Below are 20,894 nucleotides of genomic sequence, written 5' to 3' on the forward strand. Positions count from 1 at the left end.
GGGCTCGCTTTCCGGGCCACAGAGCAGGGAATGCCAGGGAATATGCCCCTAGCGAATCTGCTGCCGTAGCCCGTTAAAGACAAGACGTTCGCTCCGCACCGGACGCTTGAGTCCGGCGCGAACTTCTGCGACCTCAAGGTCCAGCTCGGCCATGGTACGGCTGAGCGTGTTGCGGTGCATTCCGAGTTCCTCGGCCGCTTTACACTGGTTGCCGCGGTGGGCACGCAGCACTTCAAGCAGGTACTGCCGTTTGAACTGACGTACGGCGTCTTCGTAACGAACGCCGGTGGAATGCATCTGGGTGATCAGGGTGTCTAGTTCGCGCTTCACGTCTCGTCCTCGTGTCTCAATAGATTGCCACGTCGGTGGGGTCCCTGTCCCATACTTCGGGGACGTATTTACGCTTTATTTCTTCCGTGGTGAATTTATTTCTCTCGAAGCCATTTTGGAGCGTCCGCCTCAAGCACCTGCAAGCCATCCAGAATGCGATGTTTCAACTCTTCCGGGGTGATGGTTGTGGTGAGATGAGCACTGCCTAAGAAATATTTTGCAAACTGGGAGTCGCCCAGCCAGCGAGTCTGCGGAAAGAACGCCGCCATGGTCACGATGCACAGCGTTACCAGTAATGCTCCGCGAAGAATGCCGAAGACAAGCCCGGCAAGGCGATCGAGCCAGCCGAGACCGATGCCATGGATGAGCTTGCGGATGACCATACCGATGAGCCCGAAGATGGTCATGACGAGCAAGGCGATCAGGGCGAAGGCTACGGCCTCGGCCAGGGCGTGGCTGTGGATGTAGGGTTCGAGGCGATCGGTGAGCGGGCGATAGTTCCAACTGGCAATGGCGATGCCGGCGATGAGGCCGACGAGCGAAGTTACGCTCTGGATGATGCCTGAGCGAAAGCCGAGACCGGCGCTCAGGATCAGGGTGAGGAGGATGGCGAGGTCTACCAGATTCATCGGCCCTCTTACGGAGCGGTTACGCGGTGCTTAGAGCGCCAGTTCGTGACCTGTGAGCAGGCGGAAGGCTTCGAGGTATTTGGCCTGGGTGCGGACAACCACATCGTCGGGCAGGGAGGGCGCGGGTGCCTGCTTGTTCCAGTGAATGCTTTCGAGGTAGTCGCGCACGAACTGCTTGTCGAAGCTGGGCTGAGCGCCGCCGGGCTTCCAGGCTGCGCCTTCCCAGAAGCGGGAAGAGTCGGGAGTGAGGGCTTCGTCACCAAGAGTGATACGGCCGTCGACTACGCCGAACTCGAACTTGGTGTCGGCGAGGATGAGGCCGCGGGACTCGGCGTGTGCGGCTGCCTTGGTATAGAGCGCCATGGTGAGGCGGCGGAGCTCCGTCGCGTCTTCGGTGCCGATGACCTGCTCCATGGTGGCGAAGGGGATATTCTCGTCGTGGGCGCCGTCCTGGGACTTCGTGGCAGGGGTGAAGAGCGGTTCGGGCAGGCGCGAGCCATCCTGCAGGCCATCCGGGAGCGCGATGCCGCAGACGGTGCTGGTGGCATGGTACTCTTTCCAGCCGGAGCCGGCGAGGTAGCCGCGGGCAACGCACTCGACGGGGAACATGGCGGCGCGGCGGACGAGCATGGTGCGGCCTTCGAGTTGATCGGCATAGGGCTGCAGCTCGGCTGGGAACTTGCTCACTTCGGCGGTGATGAGGTGATTGGGGACGATGTCCTTGAGCAGATCGAACCAGAAAAGGGAGATCTGCGTGAGGATTTTACCCTTGCCGGGGATGCCGGAGCCGAGAACGTGGTCGAAGGCGGAGATGCGGTCGGTGGCTACCAGCAACAGATCATCGCCGACGGCGTAGAGATCGCGGACTTTTCCGCGGCCAATCAGCGGAATCGCGCCCAGGTCAGTGGTCAGGAGTGAGGACAACGGGAGGCCTTTCGACGAAGTTCTAAAGGATCGATTCTCAAAGGGCCGACTCGCTTTGTCAATGCAACGGCATGGTAAGAACGGAATTACTTCAGCAAAATTGCCTGGACACCTTGCGCTTCTACACGTGTTGCATGTATATGTAGAAGCTATAGGTGTGACGATGTCTTCCAAGTTTGATTTACCTCAGGGAACGCTTGACCTGCTCATCCTGCGCGTGGTCGCGCTTGGGCCGGTGCACGGGTATGCCATCTCGCAGCGCATTCAGCAGATATCGAAGGAAGCTCTGCAGGTGCAGCAGGGATCTCTGTATCCGGCGCTACACCGGCTGGAAAACAAGAAGCTGCTTGCCGCAGAGTGGGGCCCGACAGAGACTGGCCGCGAGGCTAAGTTCTACAAGCTAACCGCGAAGGGCCGCACGCAATTGAAGGCTGAGACAGAGAGCTGGGCACGGCTGACGGAAGTGGTGGGGATGATTCTGCAGCATCCGCAAGGAGACACGATATGAATTGGTTTGCGCGGTTGTTCCGCACACGAAAGATGGAGACCGAGCTTGATTCTGAACTGCGCTTTCACTTTGAGTCGCAGGTGGCCGACAAGATGCGTTCCGGCATGAGCGAGACGGATGCGCGGCGTGCGACGCGCGTGGAATTTGGCGGCATGCAGCAGATCAAGGAAGAGTGCCGCAAGAGCCGCGGAACACTGTGGCTGGCTTCGATTGCGCAGGACCTGCGCTTTGGTGCGCGCATCCTGCGGCGGTCTCCTGGCTTCTCGGCGACGGCGATTGTGGTGCTGGCGCTGGGCATTGGCGTGAGCACGATTGCGTTCAGCCTTTATAACCTCATTGCGTTGCAATCGATACCTGTCCGGGATCCCGAGACGCTGGTTTCGACGCAGCGCAGGTCGCCGGGCAACATTGCACCGGGTGTGCCGTGGCCTTCGATCGCTTACTACCGCGATCATGCCAAGACTCTCTCTGCTGTGATGGCGACGCGGATCGGTTCGCCGATGGAGCTGGAGCAGGATGAGCAGCGCATTGTGCCTGGCTTTTTCTCTGCTAACTACTTCACTGAATTGGGAGCCACGACGGCCAATGGCCGACTCTTCGATGCGAGCCGCGATGACTCTTTGGCCGCGGCTCCGGTTGCGGTGTTGAGCTATCGACTGTGGCAACGGAAGTTTGCGGGGGATGCGGCTGTTGTGGGCAAGACAATTCATCTTGCGGGCAAGCCTGTGACGGTGATTGGGATCACTTCGGAGAGCTTTGCGAATTTGGGCACGATGAATCCGGATATCTATCTTCCCTTGCAGCAGTACTCGTATTTCGTTGCCGGCAGCAAGCCCATTGCAGAGCAAGACTACGATGCCCAGGTGGGTATGTGGGCGCGGCTTGCTCCGGGTGTGACCAGGGCGCAGGCGCAGCAGGAGTTGCTTGCGCTGACGAACCAGTTGCGCAAGCTGTATCCGAAAGATATCTGGGATGGGGAGTACATTCCGCTCAGTCCTGGAGCGCATTTCTTCTCGTTCGAAGATGGGCCTCCTGTGCTGGCGATTGTCGGGATGCTGGTGCTGCTGATTCTTGCCGTCGCGTGCGCGAATCTTGGCGGATTGCTGATGGCGCGGGGTGTGAAGCGCAGGCCTGAAATTCAATTGCGCATCGATCTCGGCGCGAAGCGGGGCCGCATCTTCCGCCAATTGATTACGGAGAGTTTGCTGCTTGGTGTGCTGGGTGCGGTGGCTGCATTGCCTTTCAGCTATTGCGTGCTGCGTGTTGCATTGCTGTATGCCAATGCTCCGAGCTGGATGAATGCGATGCCTGATTGGCGTGTACTGCTCTTTACGGCGGCAATGGGCATTGTGGCTTCGCTGTTCTTTGGCATAGCTCCGGCATGGCAATCGGTGCGCGGCAAGAAGGAGCGAACGTGGTGGCATCAGCTCGTGGTTTGTGCACAGGTGGGCGCAAGCTGCGTGCTGCTGATTCTTGCCGGGCTGCTGGTGCGCGCAACGCTGCATACGCTCTATACAAATCCAGGCTTTGCGTATGAGCAGGTGTATGCAATCAATCCTTCGCTGGGAGCGCATGGTTACACTGGCCCGCAAGCGGAAGCGTATCTTGAGACGTTGCAGACGCGGCTTCGCGGGGTATCTGGGGTTACCTCTGTTTCGCTGGCGGAGAATCCGCCGCTAGTCAACGAAATGGTGATGATGACCAGCATTGATGTCGAGGGCAAGCGCGTGATCATCTATCCGAACTGGGTCGGGCCTGAATTCTTTGAGACGATGGGGATACCTCTGCTGAATGGGCGCTTTCTGCGCGCAGGTGAGAAGCATGCTGTGGTGATCAGTGAGTCACTGGCGCGCAGGCGCTGGCCGACTGAGAATCCTGTTGGCAAGCAGTGGGATAGGGAAGGGAAGGACACGGTTGTTGGCGTGGTGGGAAACACGCGCGCTCAGGAGATGAACAACACGGACGCCACGGAGATTTACTATTCGCCCGCCGCAGACAATATGCCGAACATGAGCGTGCTGGTGAAAGTCAGTGGTGGGTCCGAAGCGGTCCTGCCGAGGTTGAAGGGGATTGCGAGCGCAATCGATCCGCGGCTCTATCCGACCATCACTTCGCTGAAGTCGGGCTTTCGCAAGAGCGTGGCGACGGCGGAGCAGATTGCTACGATCGTCAGTCTGCTGGGAAGTGTTGCGATCTTTCTTGCAACCGTTGGGTTGCTGGGGCTGGTGAGCTTTGCTGTTTCGCAGCGGATGAAGGAACTGGCAATCCGGCTGGCGCTTGGGGCAAACCGGAGCGAGATTGCGACGTCTGTGCTGCGGCGGTTTGCGTGGCCTGTGCTGATTGGCCTCGTTGCAGGAGTGGGGATTACGACGGCGCTGTCGCAGGTGATACGACGGGTGCTCTACGGCATCAGCGGGCTGGACCCGATCAGCTACTTCACTGCGATTGCATTGCTGCTGGCTATTCTGATCGCTGCGGCCATGGTGCCGATTCGTAGAGCGTTCCATCTCGATATTGCGCGCACGCTCCACACTGAGTAGGCGCAAGGTTTGCCATTGCGGGCTAAACCTAGCATCATGGAAGCGATGCCGACGAAAGACCACAAGCTTGAGGAGCAGGTTGCGCGAGAGGTTGAGCCGCGTTGGCCTGCGGTGTTTGCTCTCTTCGCTGTTGGAGGTCTGCGTTTCGCGTTACCCCAGGAACTTGCAGCCGGGCCGCAATGGTTGATGATCCTGATCGTTGGCGTACTGATTGTTCCAACGATCGTGGCTCGTAAACGCGGCAACCATTTGATGAACCAGGTGCTGGGCTACCTGATTACGTCGATCCTGACGCTGGATATGGGCTGGTCGCTGTATCTGCTGATTGGGGCGCTTCCATCGCACAAGGAAGCGCCGCAAACGCTGCTGATCTCGGCGGCTGCGCTGTGGGTGACGAACGTGCTGGTGTTTGCCAGCTGGTACTGGCGGCTGGATGCGGGCGGACCGCGGGCTCGTGAGATTCGCGGGGTACATACGGACGGGGCGTTTCTGTTTCCGCAGATGACGCTGGACCAGGCTGCGAAGAAGCAGATGGGCGAGGAGTCCTGGAATCCTGGTTTTGTCGACTATCTCTTCCTTGCATTCAACACCAGCACTGCGTTCTCGCCGACGGATGTGCCTGTGCTGTCTCGCTGGGCGAAGATGCTGATGATGGTGCAGTCGCTGATCTCCTTCACCACGGTGGCGCTACTGGCTGCTCGGGCCGTGAACATTCTGTAGGCGGCTGAATCCGCATTGGTGGAAGCATGGATGATGCTTCGAAGCTCCCGGGCAGTAGCGGTGTTCGCTCTTATGTCATGACATTTGCGATTGAATGATGAGATAAACGGGCTTTATGAGGTCGATAAATCTTACCGATCCATGATTTTCGTCGCGGAATCCCGTGTATCTTCACGTCAAGGATCGTCCGATAGCGACGGCACCAACCCCGTAGGGGCTCCAGTCAGCGCTTACTCGTAAATCAATCTGTCGCGGGAGAGATCGAGAAAAACCGACGCCGAAGGAGCAACCGCCCCGGAAACTCTCAGGCAAAAGGACCACGACAGGTACAACTTCTGAAGAGAGACTCCTTGGTGGAGTCCGCCGACGGGATAACAATCTCAGGCAAACGGACAGAAGGGGCATACTCGCTATTCGCATCGCTATCCGGTGCCGAACGAGTACGCCCGGTCGTAAGACCGAACGGACCTGGCGTCTCGCCGTCATCTTTTTAATTCAACGCAAAGCATGCAATTTTATTCACGGTAAGTGTGCCGGAAGCAAGTTGGTCTCCGTATTGTCTCGGAGATTGACTGAGCAGACTTGTCGGTTGAGTCCTTGAAGTGGTCTATCTCGACTGTTTATTGCGATTGTCTGTCGTGATTGCCTGCTTCGATCGGGTGGCTTAATCGACCGCACTCACATTTTTCCTATGGTTCATTCGTCTCTGGTGACCGGTGGCCTTAGTGCCGCTGCAATCCAGGAAGCATCATTCTCTTTCATAAGTTCATTTCACATTTTAGGAGGACAGCAATGCAATCATTCCTACGATTCAAGAGTGGTATCGTTACACTCTTTCTCTGCCTCGTGATGTTTACGATGGCAGGAAAAACTTCCTTCGCGCAGACCTATGGCGGCGTGTCGGGCACGGTGCACGATCCGTCGCATGCCGTCATCCGGTCGGCGAAGATCACGGCCGTTGAAATCAACACCGGGGCAACCAGCGTAACTACCGCCAATGGCGAGGGCTTTTACACTTTCCCGAATCTTGCAGTTGGCACATACCGTATCTCTGCGTCGAGCAATGGGTTCACGACCGAGGTGCAGAACCAGGTGATGGTCAATGTTGCCAGCTCGCTGCGACTGGACTTCACCCTGACACTGGGCAGCGTAAGTCAGATGGTGGAGGTGAGTTCACAGGCTCTGGCCATCGACACCACAACGGCGGCGCTGGGCAACACGATGGATTCGCGCCAGTTGTCCGATCTGCCCATCAATGGCCGCGACTACGGCCGTTTCAGCCTGCTCACGCCGGGAGCCGTGGCGCGCAGCAACTACATTGCGGACTTGAGCTTTGACGGCCTGCACTCGGTGCATAACCAGTTCTCGATTGACGGTATCGATGCTTCCCGCGTTGACCAGCCATACATGGCGAATGGTTACGAGCGCGGCGCCCGACTGCTGACGGGCAGCATGGAGACGGTTGCCGAGTTCAAGGTGCAGACGAGCGCGTACCAGGCGCAGTATGGCCGCGCGGCCGGGTCTGAGGTCAACATCGTGACCAAGTCTGGATCAAACAAGATCCATGGCGAGGTATACGACTTCTTCCGCAATGATGCGCTGGACTCATCAAACTTCTTCGCGACAACCAAGCCGGAGTTTCGCTACAACGACTTTGGCGCCAATGTTGCCGGCCCGATCCGCCACGATAAGACCTTCTATTTCGCGAACTATGAAGGCTCGCGTCAGCTGGTTGGCATTACTGCGAACGGCACCACGGCGAGCCCCGAGCTAATTGCAGAAGTGATGGCGACTTCGCCGCAACTGGCTCCCATTCTCGCCCAGTTTCCCGATGCGACTTCCACCACAAGCAATCCTCTGGTGGGTGTCTACACAGCGAACAAGGTGTCGAACGTGCGGGAAGATACGGGCAGCGCGCGCGTCGATCAGGTCTTCTCGGACAAGGACAGCGCCTTTGCCCGAATCAACATCAACGACACCAACGTATTCGGGCCGCTGTTTGGCGTGCAAGGCAGCGCCTTCGGCGTGAACGACCACCAGACGGTTCCGATCCGCACCACCAATGCGGCGATCCATGAGGCGCATATCTTCAGCCCGCGTTTGGTTAACGACGCGCTTGTGGGCGTGCAGCGCTGGGTTAGCACCATTGATTCCTACGAGCCGGTGCCCGATACGATCATTGCGGGTTTGGCCATCTCGCCTGGCAATGAAGGTTTCTATTACCAGGCGGGCACCAGCTTCCAGTATGGCGATAGCCTGACCTACGTGAAGGGTAAGCACACCATCAAAGCGGGCACGCAGATTTACAGGATCCAGGTGAACCGCAGCAGCAAAGACTACAACTACATGATTTTCTCGTCGATCCCAGACTTCATCAACGACAAGCTCTCGTCAGTGAGCATCACCGTTGGCGATCCAGGACACGGCACACGCGCGACCCAGCTTGGCTTCTTTGCTCAGGATACTTACCAGTTGCTGCATAACCTCACGCTCGACTACGGCCTGCGTTACGACTTTGAAACCGTGCCGCATGATTCTCACTTCGCGACTCAGACCTTTGACCCGCAAACAGGAGCGCTGGCCAAGCCTGGCGGCTCTTATTTCGATGGGAACCACGCTGACTTCCAGCCGCGCCTGGGTATTGCCTGGCAGCCGAAGGAGAAGATGGTGGTGCATGCCGCCATCGGCATGTTCTATCAGGCTTACCCGGTGGGTTTTGGCGCATACAACGTTCCTCTGAACAACATTCCGGGCAACGTTTCGCTCAACTCCAACACTGTTCCTGAACTGTCCTATCCATACACTCCCTATCTGGGTGATAACACTGCAGGCGCTCCTACGGTCTTCGGATTTCCGACCCACAAGCCGGATATCTACTCGATCCAGCGGAGCTTCAGCTTTGCCTATCAGATTGCTGCGAACACCGGCCTGGAACTGGCCTATGTCGGCAATCATGGCGTAAACCTGTGGCGTGAAATCGACACAAACTACGTTGCCCAGAACACGTCGATTCGCCCCAACTCCAACTTCAGCGATATCTACCTGGAGACGAATTCCGGATTCAGCGGTTACAACGCCTTCCAGCTTTCGATCATCCGGCGCGTAGCCAAGGGGTTGCATGCTGAGGCCGCTTACACCTATGGGCACGCTATCGATAACGTCCAGGATCAGGGACTGTTTGCCAGCGAACCACAGGACAACAACAATATCAAGGCGGAGCGCGGCAATGGCTCAGGTGATATCCGCCACAACATGTCGTTCAACGTCCTCTACGATCTGCCCATGGGCAGGGGCTATGGCTTCCTGAGCAGCGCTCCGAAGGCCGTTTCCTTCCTGGCAAGCGGTTGGGAGGTCAACGCTCTGGGCATCATCCACAGCGGCATCGCCGATAACATCTCGCTGGGCACCAACACCTATGGCAATGGCGACTACACCAACCAGCGTCCTGACTTTGTGCCCGGCGTTCACCAGTATGTAACCAACCGGAGCCATCGCCAGTACTTCAACCCGGATGCGTGGGCTATGCCAGCCGCGGGCACTTTTGGTAACTCGCCTCGCAACGGAATTTATGGGCCTGGGTTTGCGCAGATCGATTCGTCGTTGATCAAGCGGACAGAGCTGTCGGAAGGCCGGAGCGTTGAGTTCCGCGCCGAGTTCTTCAACATGTTCAACCACCCGAATTTTGGGCAGCCGGACAGCACCTACGGCGACTCGACATTCGGCCAGATTTTCAGCACCTTCGGATCGACCATCGGACTGGGCACTTCACGCCAGATCGAGTTCGGTCTGAAACTCCACTACGAGGACAAAAGCGCGCCGGGTCCGATGGAAGTCGGGCCCGGCGATGCTCGTTTAGAACTGAATGGATAGGTATATTCGAAGAGCTGCAGCATTGCGGTGACAGATTGTACGTGGGTCTGTCCAAGCTGCAGAGCTATGCTGAAGACGCTGATCTGTTCGATATCTCTGATTCCTCTTGCTGCCTTATGCTGCCTTCCTGTGGCCGCGCAGACCAGTGATGTCGAGTCCTATCGTCTGCAGGTCGCCGTCGACGAAGTTGGACTTACGTTTCATGCGGCGGACGCGCATGGTCTGCCGGTCAATGATCTCAAGCAGGACGAAGTTAAGGTGCTGGACAACGGCAAGCCTGCACACAAGATCGTTTCGTTCGAAGTGGCGCAGGACCATCCAATCCGGGCAGGCATTCTTGTCGATACGAGCAAGTCGATGGAGCCGCATCTGCATGGCGACCGGGCGATTGCGGCGCAGTTTGCGCAACGCGTGATGCGGCAGAAGACGGATAGTGCTTTCGTCATGGAGTTTGGCTACACCTCTGTGGTCACGCAGCCGTGGAGCGGGGATGCTGCGACCCTCTCAAATGCACTGCATCGCGTTGTTGCGGGACGGCAGAATTCTCTGGGCGGGACGGCGCTTTTCGATGCGGTCTTTCACGCCTGCTTTAATGAGTTTGGCAAGGTGGATCATGCCGGGAGCGGGAACTTCATTCTGCTGTTCTCCGATGGCGAGGACAATGCAAGTCACACTTCGCTGAGCGAGGCTGTCGATATGTGCCAGCGCAGCAACACTGCGATCTATGCCTTTCGCGCCGATCCTGCGCCGGGGAGCTCGTCATCCGGCCCGAAGACGCTTGTCGATCTGACCGAGCAGACGGGTGGGCGCGTCTTCCATGACGATGATGCGGAAGCCGCCGTGGATACCGATCTGCGTGTCATTGAAGGGGAGATGCGCAACCAATATCGGCTGGTCTACAAGCCTGCGGAGCTGGCGCATGACGGAGCGTTTCACCGCATTGAACTGCGCATGCCGGAGCGGGTGAACGACGTGACCGTGCGCACGGGTTACTACGCTCCGGGGCGGGCTCAACAATAGGGACCAAGCAGTAGAACAAGGCAGTAGCCACGCGGTCGCACGGACCAACAACATTCGCCAACATATAATCGGGTCGTAGCTCGCCAAAAATCAGCAGAGGGTAGCCCCGAGTGCGACATCGCAATCCCGATCTTCAATCGCACATCTCCAATCCCCGGCGTTCCAGAGAAACCGGCCACAAATCCCGGCACATCGCGCAACTGAGCAATATCCCGCTGCTTGGCCGCAGTATCCTCGTCTCGCACGTTCAGCGCATTGCGCAAAAGCTCGATGGACGCACCAAGTACACCCGCCTCACGGCCTTCCTGCAGTTCTGGAACTGGCTCGTCCTTTACCTGCGCAACATCTACAAGCGCAAGCATCCCTACCAGAGCTACCCCAGCGGCGAGACAGGCGGCGAGACAGGCATATTTCCCATCACCGCAGCGGACGGCGGCCCCATTCGCCTGGCCCTCACTGCCGACTGGGGAACCGGCACGCAGGAGGCCGAGGCAGTCGCTTCCAACATCGAGTCCAGCCGTCCGCACTACACCGTCCACCTGGGAGATGTTTATTTCACCGGTGAAGGCGACGAGATCGCCGAGAACTGCTTCGGGCAGGCGAGCAGCACTCATAAGGGCGTTACCTGGCCGCTCGGATCGGAAGGCAGCTTTGCCCTCATGGGCAACCATGAGATGTACTCAGGCGGGGAAGGCTACTTCGAGCGGTTCATCCCGCGGCTCGGCTTGTTTGGCCCCGGCCATTCCATCCAGACTCCGCAACGCGCCAGCTACTTCTGCCTCGAAGCAGAGCACTGGATCATCCTCGGCCTCGACACCGGCTACCACTCCGGCGGAGTGCCCCCGCTCACCAACGTTCCCTACGTCAACCGCATCCCATGGCTCAACGTCGATGCGCGCTTTGACGAGCAGATGATGACCTGGCTGCGCAACACTGTCACGCGACTCGATCGTAGCGAAATCCGCAAGCCAGTGATCGTCCTTACCCATCACCAGCCCACCAGCGCCTTTGAGCGTCCATTTCTGAAACCAGCTCAGCAACTGGCCAGCCTCGACTTCTTTCATGACCGCGAATTTCTCTGGTTCTATGGCCACGAGCATCGCTTCACCATCTACGAAAAGCAAGCCATCGCGGGACTGCAAGTCTATCCACGCTGCATAGGCCACGGCGGCATGCCGGTGGACGTTACGAAGATCACCACTCCGCGCCCCGACGTTCTCTTCTACGACCCGAGAAGCCACCCGATCGACAAGGATCACCCCAAGACAAGAGTTGGCTACAACGGCCACCTCATTGCCACCATTGACGGCGAAAAGCTCATCATCGATTACCACGACATCCTGAGCAACAACCTGCTGCTCAAAGAGACCTTCACCCCAATCAGCAACGGCAAGCTGAAGTACGAATCGCACCAGCCGCCCAAGAGCCTCTTAACTTCCGGGTCGCACGTTGGGTAGAAGATTAGTAGACTTCTCCTTTCCCCCACCGTTTGTGCAACTTTCAATATGATGCACTGGTATCAAATCTTGCACTCCTACGCTCAAAGGTGCATGATTGGTATATGAGAACTAGGGCGAATATCCATCTCGATAAGGATGTCTATGATTTTGCTTCGGCGTATGCGAGTGCCAAGGGGCTGCCGCTGGGATCGGCGGTAAGTGAACTTCTGCGCCAGAGAGCGGAGCAGATGCCGGAGTCGCACACCGGAGCATCGTTGCGGCTGAAGAAGACTCGGCGCGGGTATTTCGTCAAGGCGAAGACGGGCAATGTCGTGACTTCCGAGATGGTTCGGGAGAGTTCGGAAGACGATCTTGGCTAAGGCTCCCCGATACTTGCTAGATGTCAACGTGCTGGTGGCGATCCTCGACGAGGACCATGTGCATCACCGGGCCGCGACCAAGTGGTTCGATACGCCGGGCCTTCAGTGGGCTATTTGCCCTTTCGCAGAAGCCGGCCTTCTGCGCCACATGACCCGGCCCAGGACAGGCAACCTGAGCATGGAAGAAGTCACTGCGATGCTGGCGCAACTGGCACAGGAACCGGGCTATCATTTTCAACCAGTTTCCGCGGATTGGCTGGCGCTGAGCGGGCCGTTCTTCAAGCGCCTCTTCGGCCACAACCAGGTCACCGATGCTTACCTGCTGGGCCTAGCAGTACACAATGGTCTGGTGCTTGCGACCTTTGATCGGGCCATGCTGCATCTTGCCGGAGAGCACAGCAAGCATGTTCTGATTCTGGATGTGAAGTGAAAGTCATCAGGGGCATCGAGAAGCTACGCCGCCCGGAACGCTACGCGTAGTCCCAGAGCTTTCGCTACCTTGATGACTGTCGCAAAGCTGGGATTGCCCTCTGCTGAAAGTGCTTTGTAGAGACCCTCGCGCGTCATGCCTGTATCACGAGCAAGCTGGCTCATATTGCGCGCACGAGCTACGGCGCCGAGAGCATGCGCGATCAACAGCGGATCATCTCCCTCCTCTTCGATGACGGCTTCGAGATACGCGGCAATGCGGTCGTCGTCGGTGAGGTAATCTGCCGTGTCGTAGTGGCTGAATTCGACCATGTGTTAACTATGGTGACAGGTGTAAAACTGTCAACTTGGTTAGGATCTTTGCTAACGTCATTAGGCAAGTTGGAAGAATTGCTAGATGACGGCTCCTTGGCTAGAGTTTTGAAGCCTCATCTCTTTTGCTTTGGGCATCTGCTGCGCGATTCATGCGCTCCAGTAACTCGGCATGAAACAGGAGGTCTTTCTTCAACACGCTCGATCTAGATGTCTTGCGCGCAAATTCTTCAGCGGCGGTTAAGTCTTCGTCCCCGCCCTTCAAGTCGCCCGAAAATGCGCGTATCTGACCGCGAGTGGCAAAGGCCGCTTCGCTTCCAGAATCGTCATCGTGGCCCAGCTTTACAATTTGTACAGCTTTGTCTGCGTAAGGCATTGCCGCAGCTAAATCGTGCGCATTTGCCAATGCTGTCGCCGTATACACATTTACGCTGCGCCGTTCGACATATCGCTGGTCAGGTTCAAATTCATCGGCAATGGCTGCGGCTTTTCTGCAATATGCGATCGTACCAGCGTCTGCTGCGTGCGCTATTACGCCTCGGGAACATAATTCCCATGCAGCGTCGAAGCGGTCGGCGATGGCAGTATCCGGCTTCCCGCTATTGTCAGGCTTCGTTAGAGTGATTGTTGTTGAGTAGTTTCCGGTAGCTTGAGTTTCGTGCGCTGTGTGCACTTCTGGCTTGTCGTGCAGAGAAAAGATCACCGAAACTTCACCGTCGACTGCTATAGAAGCTGTACCGTTACGAAAAGGAACGTACCGCCATTGTTTCACCGCATCCGTGGTTGCCTGATAGAGCAGAGACGATCCGCTTACCGCCTTCGCCGATCTCACAAGGCCATCCGGACCGATCTCAACCCTGACGACGACTTCTCCTTGAAATCCAGCCGCCTGAGCAATCGCTGGATATACAGGAGGAGTCCAGGACATCAGGTGACTCGCCAACTCTTCACGACTCGGTTGGAAAGGCCCATTTGTCTGGGCATTCGCTGGAAAGGTCATCGAAAGATAGGCAGAGAAGACGATCAAGGCAAATGGACGCATGGATACACCTGATCCCGCAGGAAGATATATCCATCTTAACTGCAGGTCGACATCACGATGATTACGACCCATTGCGACTTAGGCACTGACTCGTTCGCGGTCGCGGTTGTTTTGATTCTGATTGCCGAGGTGGACGCTTACGATCTTGCTGACGCCGGGCTCCTGCATGGTTACGCCGTAGATCATGTCGGCGGTTTGCATCATGCGCTTGCTGTGGGTGACCAGCAGGAACTGCGTGTCCTGGCTCATGCCGTGGAGCAGGTCGGCGAGGCGGCCTACGTTGGTTTCGTCGAGCGCGGCATCGACTTCGTCCAGTACGCAGAAGGGCGCGGGCTGGTACTGGAAGATGCCGACGAGCAGGCTGAGCGCGGTCAGAGCCTTCTCGCCGCCAGAGAGTAGGAGGACGTTCTGCAGCTTCTTGCCTGGGGGTGAGGCGACGATTTCGAGGCCGCTTTCGGCCTGGTTTTCTGCGTCGGTGAGGCGCAGGAATGCCTGGCCGCCGGGGAAGAGTTTGTTGAAGACGCGGGCGAAGTTTTCGTTGATGCGGGCGAAGGCTTCATCGAACTTGACGCGCGAGATCTGGTCGATTTCCTTGATCGTGCTCTGCGTATTGTCGATGGATTCGACGAGGTCTTTGCGCTGGGTTTCGAGGAAGGCGTGGCGTTCGGCGGTTTCCTTGTACTCGTCCAGAGCCATCATGTTGACCGGGCCCATGGCTTCGAGCTTCTGCTTGAGGCTGCGGCTGTCTTCTTCGGCGGTGACGAGGTCTTCGCCTTCGAGATAGAGGATGCCTTCTTCCGCACGCAGCGCTGCGGCTTCAATGTTGAGTTCGTTGAGGCAGCTGGCTTCAAGATGTTCGAGGTCGCTGACGAGCTTGGCCGCGACGCTGGCAAGGCGGCTGCGGTTTTCGCGATGGCTGTCCGTCGCGGCGCGAAGAGCCTTGAGCTGCGCGTCGCTGGCGGCGAGCTGTTCGCGCAGGGCTGCGGCTTCTTCCGTGGCGGCCTTGGCTGCGGCTACGGCTTCTTCGCGGGCGGCTTTGAGTTCGACCTGGCGGGCTTGCAGGCCGTCGTTTTCGTTGAGGCGCTGGTCGCGTTCTGCTTCTGCGGCTACGCGCTGCTGCTCGATTGAAAGCAGGCGGCGTTCGAGGTCGGCGTGCAGGCGGTCGATGCGCTGATACGCGCTCTCCGCGCCGCGGCGGCGCTCTTCAAGGCCTGCCAACTCTGCCGTAACTTTGGCTGCTTCCTGCTGCAGATGTTCGCGGCTCTGGCGCAGTTCGGAAAGGCCCTGCTGCCATTCTTCGAGGCGAACTTCTGCGGCCTTGTGCTCGGCTTCCAGGCGCTCGGCCTCTTCCATCTTCTGGCCAATGAGGGCCTGCTTCTGCTCGCGTGCATCCTTGTTGCGCGAGGCCTGCAGCATCCACTCCTGAAGGCGGCGCTCAATGCGCTGCACTTCGGACTCCATCTGCTTGAGCGCAGCGCCCTGGTTCGCTGCGTCACGTTCGGCCTGGCGGCGCTGTTCGTTGAGCAGTTCGAGGCGGGCTACGGCCTCTTCAATGGCGCGAGCAGCGGAGACGGCGTTGATCTCGGCCTGGCTTAGCTCGGCTTCTACTTTTTCGAGCTTTTTCTGCGCTTCGCGAAGTTCACGCTTGACGGCGAGCGGGCCTTCGGCTGCGGGCTTGCCCCCGCTGACAGTCGCGTTGTGGAAGCACTCACCGGTGGGGGCGAGGAAGTAGCCGTGGCGATGCGTGTTGGAGAGCGTGCGTGCGGCTTCCGCGTTGGGCGCGAGATAGCCGTTGCGCAGCTTGGGCAGCATCGCTTCAAGCGAGTGAGCGAAGCCGTTGAGCACCTTGATCGTGGAGCGCAGGGAGATGAGGCCGTCTGCGGCGATCTCCGGTTCAGGAGCGAAGAGGTCGCCGGGAGCTTCGTCTGGGTGCACGAGGAAGGTGGCGCGGCCATCCATGCCGGAGCGGAGGAGGCGAATGCCTTCCTCGGCGGACTTCCAATCCTTGACGACGATGTAGTTGAGCTCGTCGCGCAGGAAGTCGTCGGCAACGGCTTCGTGCTCGCCGGTGACTTCGACAAAATCAGCCAGCGTGCCAATGGGAGTCATGCCGGGGCCGAGGGAGTCGGGCTTGAGCAGCTTGCGGACAGTCTCGGTGGAGTAGCTGTGATTCTTGATCACAGCATCGAGCGAGTTACGACGGCCGGCGAGCGTGGCCTGTTCGCCGCGCAGCTGGTTGGAGCGCGTGCGGAGAGCCTGCTCTTCCTGGCGCTTGGCGGTGAGGCTGTTGCGGAGTTCGCTGATCTCGGCTTCGAGCTGCTTGAGGGCTTCGGCGGCGCCTTCAAAGCGCATGGATGCCTGGCCGCGTTCCGCGCCGAGGCTTTCCGCCTCGTTGCGAGCCTGGGACATTTCATTTTCGAGGCGCTGGGCTTCGCGTTCAATCGACGCCAGCGACTCTTCGGCCTGGGCGGTCTGGTTGCGGGCAATGCCGGCCTGGGTGAGCAGGTGCATAGCCTGGCGGCGGCCAGATTCGAGCTGACGCTCGGCGTCGCCTACCTGCTGCGCGGCCAGACGGGCTTCGTTCTGGCGAGCCTCAACTTGCTGGCGGAAGGCGCGGGATTCTTCGGCGGCGTTTTCCAGGAACGACTTATGCTGCAGGCGTTCTTCGGCAATGCTGCCGATCTGGGTCCGGGTCTGTTCCAGCTCGGCTGCGGTGGCTGCGAGGCGGGATTCCAGCTCGGCGACGCGCTCCGCATTGCTGCGTTCGCGGCTGCCGGCGCGTTCGAGTTCGACGGCTGCTGCGTTGGCCTGCTGGCTGGCGGCCTGGCCCTGCTTGTCCAGCTCAAAGCCGCGGCTGCTGAGCTCGTGCGAGGAAGCATCGAGGGTTTCGATTTCGGCTGCGGAAGTATCGATTTTGACGGTGAGCTCAGCGATCTCGGTGTTGAGACGAAGCTGGTCAGCGTCCATGCGGGCCATGCGGCTGGCGAGGGTGACGCGGAGCTTGGCGCGGAGCTGGTCGCGCAGCTCGGCGAAGCGCTCAGCCTTGGCGGCCTGGCGCTTGAGCGAGTTCATCTGCCGCGTGACTTCTTCGAAGATGTCGTCGATGCGGGCGAGGTTCTGACGTGCGGATTCGAGGCGCAGCTCGGCGAGGCGCTTCTTAGTCTTGAAGCGGGTGATGCCGGCGGCTTCTTCAATGATCGACCGGCGATCGTGGGGCTTGGAGCTGAGCAGCTGTCCGATGCGCTCCTGCCCGATGATCGCGTAGCTCTCCGGGCCAAGGCCGGTGCCCATGAAGATGTCCTGGATATCGCGCAGGCGGCAGAGCTTGCCGTTGAGCAGATATTCGCTCTCGCCGGTGCGGAAGAGGCGGCGAGTGATGACGATTTCGCCCTTTTGCGGGGTGCGGGAGAACTTGCGGCGGCGGATCTTGAGGACTACGGATTGAGGCGCGGCGGTTGACGCTTCTGAGTTCGGAGTAGCTTCGCCTTCCGGGGCGGCTTCAGCAACGGGAGCTTCGGTTTCGCCGTCCTCCAGCGCCTGGCCGGGCTGGTTTTCGGCGATGATCTCTTCGGCTTCAGCGGCGCGTTTGCGGCGGAGAGCCTGCTCGTCCCAGTCTTCCGGGTGGTCAGAGTCAATCTCGACTTCGGGAGTGTCGAGCAGGATGGGGCCGTCGTAGGCTTCGGGGTCGACCATGGTGATGGTGACTTCGGCCATGCCGAGTGGTTTGCGGTCGCGTGTACCGGCGAAGATGACATCCATCATGTGCGAGCCGCGCAGGGTCTTGGCCGATTGCTCGCCGAGAACCCAGGTCACGCCGTCCAGAATGTTGGACTTGCCGCAACCATTGGGCCCCACGACGACGGCGATGCCGGTGCCTGGCAGGGCCAGTTCGGTGCGGTCGCAAAAGCTTTTGAAGCCCAGGATGTGTATCTTCTTCAGTTTCAGCATGCAAACTCCCGTCGTGCTGCGTGTTCCCGGTCCTCGGGCCCGGACGAAACGGTTTTGAATTCGCCCGCGACGGTCCGGAACGTGCCGGGAAGGCCGTCCAAGTACAACGCTAAGGGTCGAATCTGGCAGGGTCAACGGCTCAGGGAGCGGTTCTTGTGGATAAGAAGGCCGAAACCCCGGTTCTGCGAAATAACCCGGAAATGGACCGGAATTAAACCCACGTTTTCCTCAGAAAACGCGAACCATAAGAGTAAACAGCTTTAGTTTTTCTCCAGCCCGAGGAGCAGTTGTTCGCCCCTCTGCTCGGCCTCTTGCAGCTTTTTGCGGAACTCATCGCGCCACCGGCTCCCAAGTCCGTTCATCTGCACGAGGCTCCGCGCCAGGTCGCCGTCGAACTGCAGGAAAAAGCAGCGGTTGATGGCGGTGATGGTCGCGGCTGGGTGGGGGCGGTCATGGAGTTGCCAGCGATCTCCTGCCTGCACAATGCCCGGCTGCAGTACGCGCATATAAAAACCGCTGCGGTTCTCGCGCGTCGTGAGCTTGACCCAGTCCGCCCTGCCGATGCGTCGTGCCAGGGTAGCGCAGGGGACGCGCGGCCCGGTCACCTGGAAAATCGCGGAGCCAACCTGGACGCGATCTCCCGCGCAGATTTCGCTGTCCGTCACGCCGCCCAGGGTGAAGTTCTCGCCAACGGCGCCATCCTCAAGCTCTACTCCGTAGACTTCCTGCCAGAAGCGGTAATGATCTGCCGGCTGGCAGCAGATCGCCGCGTCCGGGCTGCCGTGGAAGGGCTGCGTGACCCGGTCGCCCAGCAGGCCGCGCGGGGTCACGTCGATCGGCCCGACGACCGGATCGCGGGCAATCGAGGACGTCCACTCGCCCCTGGCGTCGTGCATGACCTTCGGCTGGCCGACAAAGACGGATCGGATTGTGGGCATCGGCCGCTCCGGTGATTCTTCGTTTCAGACTGTCTTCCTGCTTCAATCGTAGATCGAAAGGGTAGTCGTAGTGACGTTCGATGGAGAACTGAGGGGCATCCGGGTGCAAGGGATTGAGGAGGTAGTTCCAAGTCTCGGGGACAATCGCCGATGGAACGCGCAGAATGGGCGATCTGCGGCTTTCGAGCCACTTGGAGCCAGTCTGTTGTGTGAGAGAAATTGCAGTTGTCCATTCGGCAGGGAGGTCCTCCCGAGAAATTTCTTCAATGGCAACATCCGGCCCAGTGATTCGCAGCAACGTGTAGCTCGGCGGTGTCTTTTGGGCCAGGATATGGACGCAGGTTTCGAGCAGCGCACACGCCGGTGAGTCGGAAGTATAGACCATCGGTGCACCGGCAAGATTCCATCGGCCAGCAGCCTTAATACACCCTTTTCCGCTGAGATCGAGATGTTTGCTGATTCGCCAGATGAGCATCTAAATGTAAATACCTTCATCGATCTGGATGAGTAATTCTTCGACCATGCGAGCGCCGATTTCAGTGGTCAAGAGTGAAAGCGGCGTCCGGCCACCTTGGGCAAACAGCACGTTCCGCAGTGCTGGGTCGAGGCGAGGATTGGGTGTGCGCAGCCACTCCAGTGCTCGCTCGCGACTTTCGTAAACAGCCTCGGTGGCTCGCAGCACACGCAGCAGTCGGATTACCTTGTCGGATTCGTCGAGGGTCAGCAATTCCTTACGCGAGCGCCTATGCTGCAGCGTTCGGGCCGGCAACACAATCGAGTGCACTTCGGCCCGCTCAAAGCCAAGGCCCAGCAGCGCATCGATGATCGAAGGCGGAAACCTCCGCTCGACCATGGCCAGAACTTCAGCTCCGCCTGTCGATTTTTCGAGTTCGATCCAATCAGGCTGGACTGCGGCTGCGGACATCGCTATGTACCTCAGCTACAGTATGCCACTCATTCTTCGGCAAAGTGTAGTTTGAAGCAGCAGAAAGCCTGACCGATTCCCGCTTAGGGAAGGCAAGAAGCTACGTACTCTGGCGTTCCATTATTGCAATTGACCGGCGAACGAGTAGCAACGGAATGCAGCCAAAGACGCCGAAGCTGCAGTCGATCATGCTCCACCAGAACGGGATACCGCGGATGGGGCCGGCAATCAGGGCGAGCGGAATGACTCCCGCGCAGGCGATCAGGCCGAAGGTGACGAACCACTCGTTGCGGACCGGATCCATGTACGGGCCAATGAAGGCGGCGGCAATGACTAGGTGGCCGAACGCCAGCCAGTCCGTGCCGTAGGCGAGGAATGGATACTGGGCGTTGGTCTGCGCCAAGGCGTTGCAGACTCGTTCGACCCATGGCAGCAGGTGCGTGGACTGCGCAAGAGGCTCAATCGCCGGATGGTGCAGGACAGAAACCGCCCAATGCAGTTCGCTTTTAATTGGGAATGCCGTGACACCGCTGATCACAAGTCCGGCCATGAACACGACCAGCCAGAGGCGGATGCGTCGAAGGTGCCTGGCGTATTCGGACAGTTCGGAGAAGGCTGGCATGGTTAGACTCAGAGTAACGGAGAAGCCGTCATGCCTGCGATTGAACTTGCCAAGCACCTGCGCGCGGACGCGATTGCATCCATCAAGCGCTATTTTGAAGAGAATCTGGATCCGATCGGCGAAATGCCTGCCGGGCTGTTGCTGAACTACATCCTCGAAGAGATTGGACCGGCGATCTACAACCAGGGCGTGGCAGACGCGCAGTCACGGCTTCAGCTTCAAGTCACTGACCTTACGGGCGAGCTGTACGCCGACCCGTTTCAGTACTGGCGGAAGGCGGATGCAAAGCGGAAGTCTAGGCGTTAACGGGCGGGACCG

Annotated in this window: 18 protein-coding genes, 1 pseudogene and 1 riboswitch; of the genes and pseudogenes, 9 read left to right on the forward strand and 10 right to left on the reverse strand. The window is 58.9% G+C overall.

From position 1 onward, the window contains the following. Window positions 1–48: 48 nt before the first annotated feature. The 3 genes from AC5S27_RS10580 to AC5S27_RS10590 all read right to left on the reverse strand — a co-directional run bounded on the left by AC5S27_RS10580 (window position 49) and on the right by AC5S27_RS10590 (window position 1,883). Window positions 49–330: a helix-turn-helix domain-containing protein gene (locus tag AC5S27_RS10580; RefSeq protein WP_493934535.1), complete on the reverse strand. Its 282-nt coding sequence runs from the start codon at window positions 328–330 to the stop codon at window positions 49–51. A gap of 95 nt (window positions 331–425) precedes the next feature. Next, window positions 426–959: a CvpA family protein gene (locus AC5S27_RS10585; RefSeq protein WP_493934536.1), complete on the reverse strand. Its 534-nt coding sequence runs from the start codon at window positions 957–959 to the stop codon at window positions 426–428. Window positions 960–989: 30 nt separating this feature from the next. After that, window positions 990–1,883, reverse strand: a complete 894-nt coding sequence (locus tag AC5S27_RS10590) for a phosphoribosylaminoimidazolesuccinocarboxamide synthase (RefSeq protein ID WP_493934537.1) — start codon at window positions 1,881–1,883, stop codon at window positions 990–992. Window positions 1,884–2,046: 163 nt separating this feature from the next. Here AC5S27_RS10590 and AC5S27_RS10595 point away from each other — a divergent pair, with 163 nt between their 5' ends. The 8 genes from AC5S27_RS10595 (at window position 2,047) to AC5S27_RS10630 (ending at window position 12,790) form a co-directional block, all read left to right on the forward strand. Continuing rightward, on the forward strand, window positions 2,047–2,391 hold the full coding sequence (locus AC5S27_RS10595; protein WP_493934538.1) for a PadR family transcriptional regulator: 345 nt from the start codon (window positions 2,047–2,049) through the stop codon (window positions 2,389–2,391). Further along, window positions 2,388–4,931 (forward strand): ABC transporter permease, encoded by a 2,544-nt coding sequence (locus AC5S27_RS10600; protein WP_493934539.1) that lies wholly within the window; start codon window positions 2,388–2,390, stop codon window positions 4,929–4,931. Before AC5S27_RS10595 ends, AC5S27_RS10600 begins: the two co-directional genes overlap by 4 nt. A 45-nt stretch (window positions 4,932–4,976) precedes the next feature. Then, a complete protein-coding gene (locus AC5S27_RS10605) occupies window positions 4,977–5,651 on the forward strand; it encodes a hypothetical protein (RefSeq protein ID WP_493934540.1) in 675 nt (224 codons plus the stop codon). Window positions 5,652–5,893: 242 nt separating this feature from the next. After that, window positions 5,894–5,981, forward strand: a riboswitch (glycine riboswitch). 462 nt (window positions 5,982–6,443) lie between these two features. Beyond that, entirely contained in the window at window positions 6,444–9,521 is a 3,078-nt protein-coding gene (locus AC5S27_RS10610) for a TonB-dependent receptor (RefSeq protein ID WP_493934541.1), read from the forward strand. Window positions 9,522–9,587: 66 nt separating this feature from the next. After that, window positions 9,588–10,541, forward strand: a complete 954-nt coding sequence (locus tag AC5S27_RS10615; protein ID WP_493934542.1) for a VWA domain-containing protein — start codon at window positions 9,588–9,590, stop codon at window positions 10,539–10,541. A 110-nt stretch (window positions 10,542–10,651) separates the two neighbouring features. Next, window positions 10,652–11,998 carry a metallophosphoesterase family protein gene (locus tag AC5S27_RS10620; protein WP_493934543.1) on the forward strand — a complete coding sequence of 449 codons (1,347 nt, stop codon included), beginning with the start codon at window positions 10,652–10,654 and terminating at the stop codon, window positions 11,996–11,998. Between the two features lie 104 nt (window positions 11,999–12,102). Then, the gene (locus tag AC5S27_RS10625; protein WP_493934544.1) at window positions 12,103–12,360 is read left to right on the forward strand and encodes a hypothetical protein; all 258 of its coding nucleotides are present in this window, start codon (window positions 12,103–12,105) and stop codon (window positions 12,358–12,360) included. Continuing rightward, the gene (locus AC5S27_RS10630) at window positions 12,353–12,790 is read left to right on the forward strand and encodes a TA system VapC family ribonuclease toxin (RefSeq protein ID WP_493934545.1); all 438 of its coding nucleotides are present in this window, start codon (window positions 12,353–12,355) and stop codon (window positions 12,788–12,790) included. Before AC5S27_RS10625 ends, AC5S27_RS10630 begins: the two co-directional genes overlap by 8 nt. Window positions 12,791–12,813: 23 nt before the next feature. Here the strand turns inward: AC5S27_RS10630 and AC5S27_RS10635 are convergent, their stop codons facing one another. From AC5S27_RS10635 to AC5S27_RS10665, 7 genes and pseudogenes are all read right to left on the reverse strand, one after another. Beyond that, complete coding sequence (locus AC5S27_RS10635) at window positions 12,814–13,101, reverse strand: addiction module antidote protein (RefSeq protein WP_493934546.1); 288 nt, start codon at window positions 13,099–13,101, stop codon at window positions 12,814–12,816. A gap of 100 nt (window positions 13,102–13,201) precedes the next feature. After that, entirely contained in the window at window positions 13,202–14,215 is a 1,014-nt protein-coding gene (locus AC5S27_RS10640; RefSeq protein WP_493934547.1) for an energy transducer TonB, read from the reverse strand. Window positions 14,216–14,221: 6 nt separating this feature from the next. Then, window positions 14,222–18,091, reverse strand: coding sequence for a chromosome segregation protein SMC (smc, locus tag AC5S27_RS10645; RefSeq protein WP_493934548.1), 3,870 nt, complete (start codon window positions 18,089–18,091; stop codon window positions 14,222–14,224). 260 nt (window positions 18,092–18,351) lie between these two features. Further along, complete coding sequence (locus AC5S27_RS10650; protein WP_493934549.1) at window positions 18,352–19,029, reverse strand: MOSC domain-containing protein; 678 nt, start codon at window positions 19,027–19,029, stop codon at window positions 18,352–18,354. A 55-nt stretch (window positions 19,030–19,084) separates the two neighbouring features. Continuing rightward, window positions 19,085–19,504, reverse strand: a pseudogene (locus AC5S27_RS10655) (RES family NAD+ phosphorylase); the annotation flags it as partial. Further along, on the reverse strand, window positions 19,505–19,954 hold the full coding sequence (locus tag AC5S27_RS10660; RefSeq protein ID WP_493934550.1) for an Xre family toxin-antitoxin system antitoxin: 450 nt from the start codon (window positions 19,952–19,954) through the stop codon (window positions 19,505–19,507). It lies immediately after the preceding pseudogene. A gap of 100 nt (window positions 19,955–20,054) precedes the next feature. Continuing rightward, entirely contained in the window at window positions 20,055–20,576 is a 522-nt protein-coding gene (locus AC5S27_RS10665; RefSeq protein WP_493934551.1) for a hypothetical protein, read from the reverse strand. Between the two features lie 30 nt (window positions 20,577–20,606). Here AC5S27_RS10665 and AC5S27_RS10670 point away from each other — a divergent pair, with 30 nt between their 5' ends. Then, window positions 20,607–20,882, forward strand: a complete 276-nt coding sequence (locus AC5S27_RS10670; RefSeq protein ID WP_493934552.1) for a DUF2164 domain-containing protein — start codon at window positions 20,607–20,609, stop codon at window positions 20,880–20,882. Window positions 20,883–20,894: the final 12 nt, after the last annotated feature.

The sequence above is a fragment of the Acidicapsa borealis genome (assembly GCF_059115245.1).

What these genes read in the sequence shown, in the direction of transcription:
- AC5S27_RS10625 (WP_493934544.1), top strand. Translation starts at nt 12,103, where the DNA reads ATGAGAACTAGGGCGAATATCCATCTCGATAAGGATGTCTATGATTTT.
- AC5S27_RS10600 (WP_493934539.1), top strand. Translation starts at nt 2,388, where the DNA reads ATGAATTGGTTTGCGCGGTTGTTCCGCACACGAAAGATGGAGACCGAG.
- AC5S27_RS10670 (WP_493934552.1), top strand. Translation starts at nt 20,607, where the DNA reads ATGCCTGCGATTGAACTTGCCAAGCACCTGCGCGCGGACGCGATTGCA.
- AC5S27_RS10585 (WP_493934536.1), bottom strand. Translation starts at nt 959, where the DNA reads ATGAATCTGGTAGACCTCGCCATCCTCCTCACCCTGATCCTGAGCGCC.
- AC5S27_RS10650 (WP_493934549.1), bottom strand. Translation starts at nt 19,029, where the DNA reads ATGCCCACAATCCGATCCGTCTTTGTCGGCCAGCCGAAGGTCATGCAC.
- AC5S27_RS10615 (WP_493934542.1), top strand. Translation starts at nt 9,588, where the DNA reads ATGCTGAAGACGCTGATCTGTTCGATATCTCTGATTCCTCTTGCTGCC.
- AC5S27_RS10665 (WP_493934551.1), bottom strand. Translation starts at nt 20,576, where the DNA reads ATGCCAGCCTTCTCCGAACTGTCCGAATACGCCAGGCACCTTCGACGC.
- AC5S27_RS10660 (WP_493934550.1), bottom strand. Translation starts at nt 19,954, where the DNA reads ATGTCCGCAGCCGCAGTCCAGCCTGATTGGATCGAACTCGAAAAATCG.
- AC5S27_RS10605 (WP_493934540.1), top strand. Translation starts at nt 4,977, where the DNA reads ATGCCGACGAAAGACCACAAGCTTGAGGAGCAGGTTGCGCGAGAGGTT.
- AC5S27_RS10640 (WP_493934547.1), bottom strand. Translation starts at nt 14,215, where the DNA reads ATGGGTCGTAATCATCGTGATGTCGACCTGCAGTTAAGATGGATATAT.
- AC5S27_RS10635 (WP_493934546.1), bottom strand. Translation starts at nt 13,101, where the DNA reads ATGGTCGAATTCAGCCACTACGACACGGCAGATTACCTCACCGACGAC.
- AC5S27_RS10595 (WP_493934538.1), top strand. Translation starts at nt 2,047, where the DNA reads ATGTCTTCCAAGTTTGATTTACCTCAGGGAACGCTTGACCTGCTCATC.
- smc (WP_493934548.1), bottom strand. Translation starts at nt 18,091, where the DNA reads ATGCTGAAACTGAAGAAGATACACATCCTGGGCTTCAAAAGCTTTTGC.
- AC5S27_RS10610 (WP_493934541.1), top strand. Translation starts at nt 6,444, where the DNA reads ATGCAATCATTCCTACGATTCAAGAGTGGTATCGTTACACTCTTTCTC.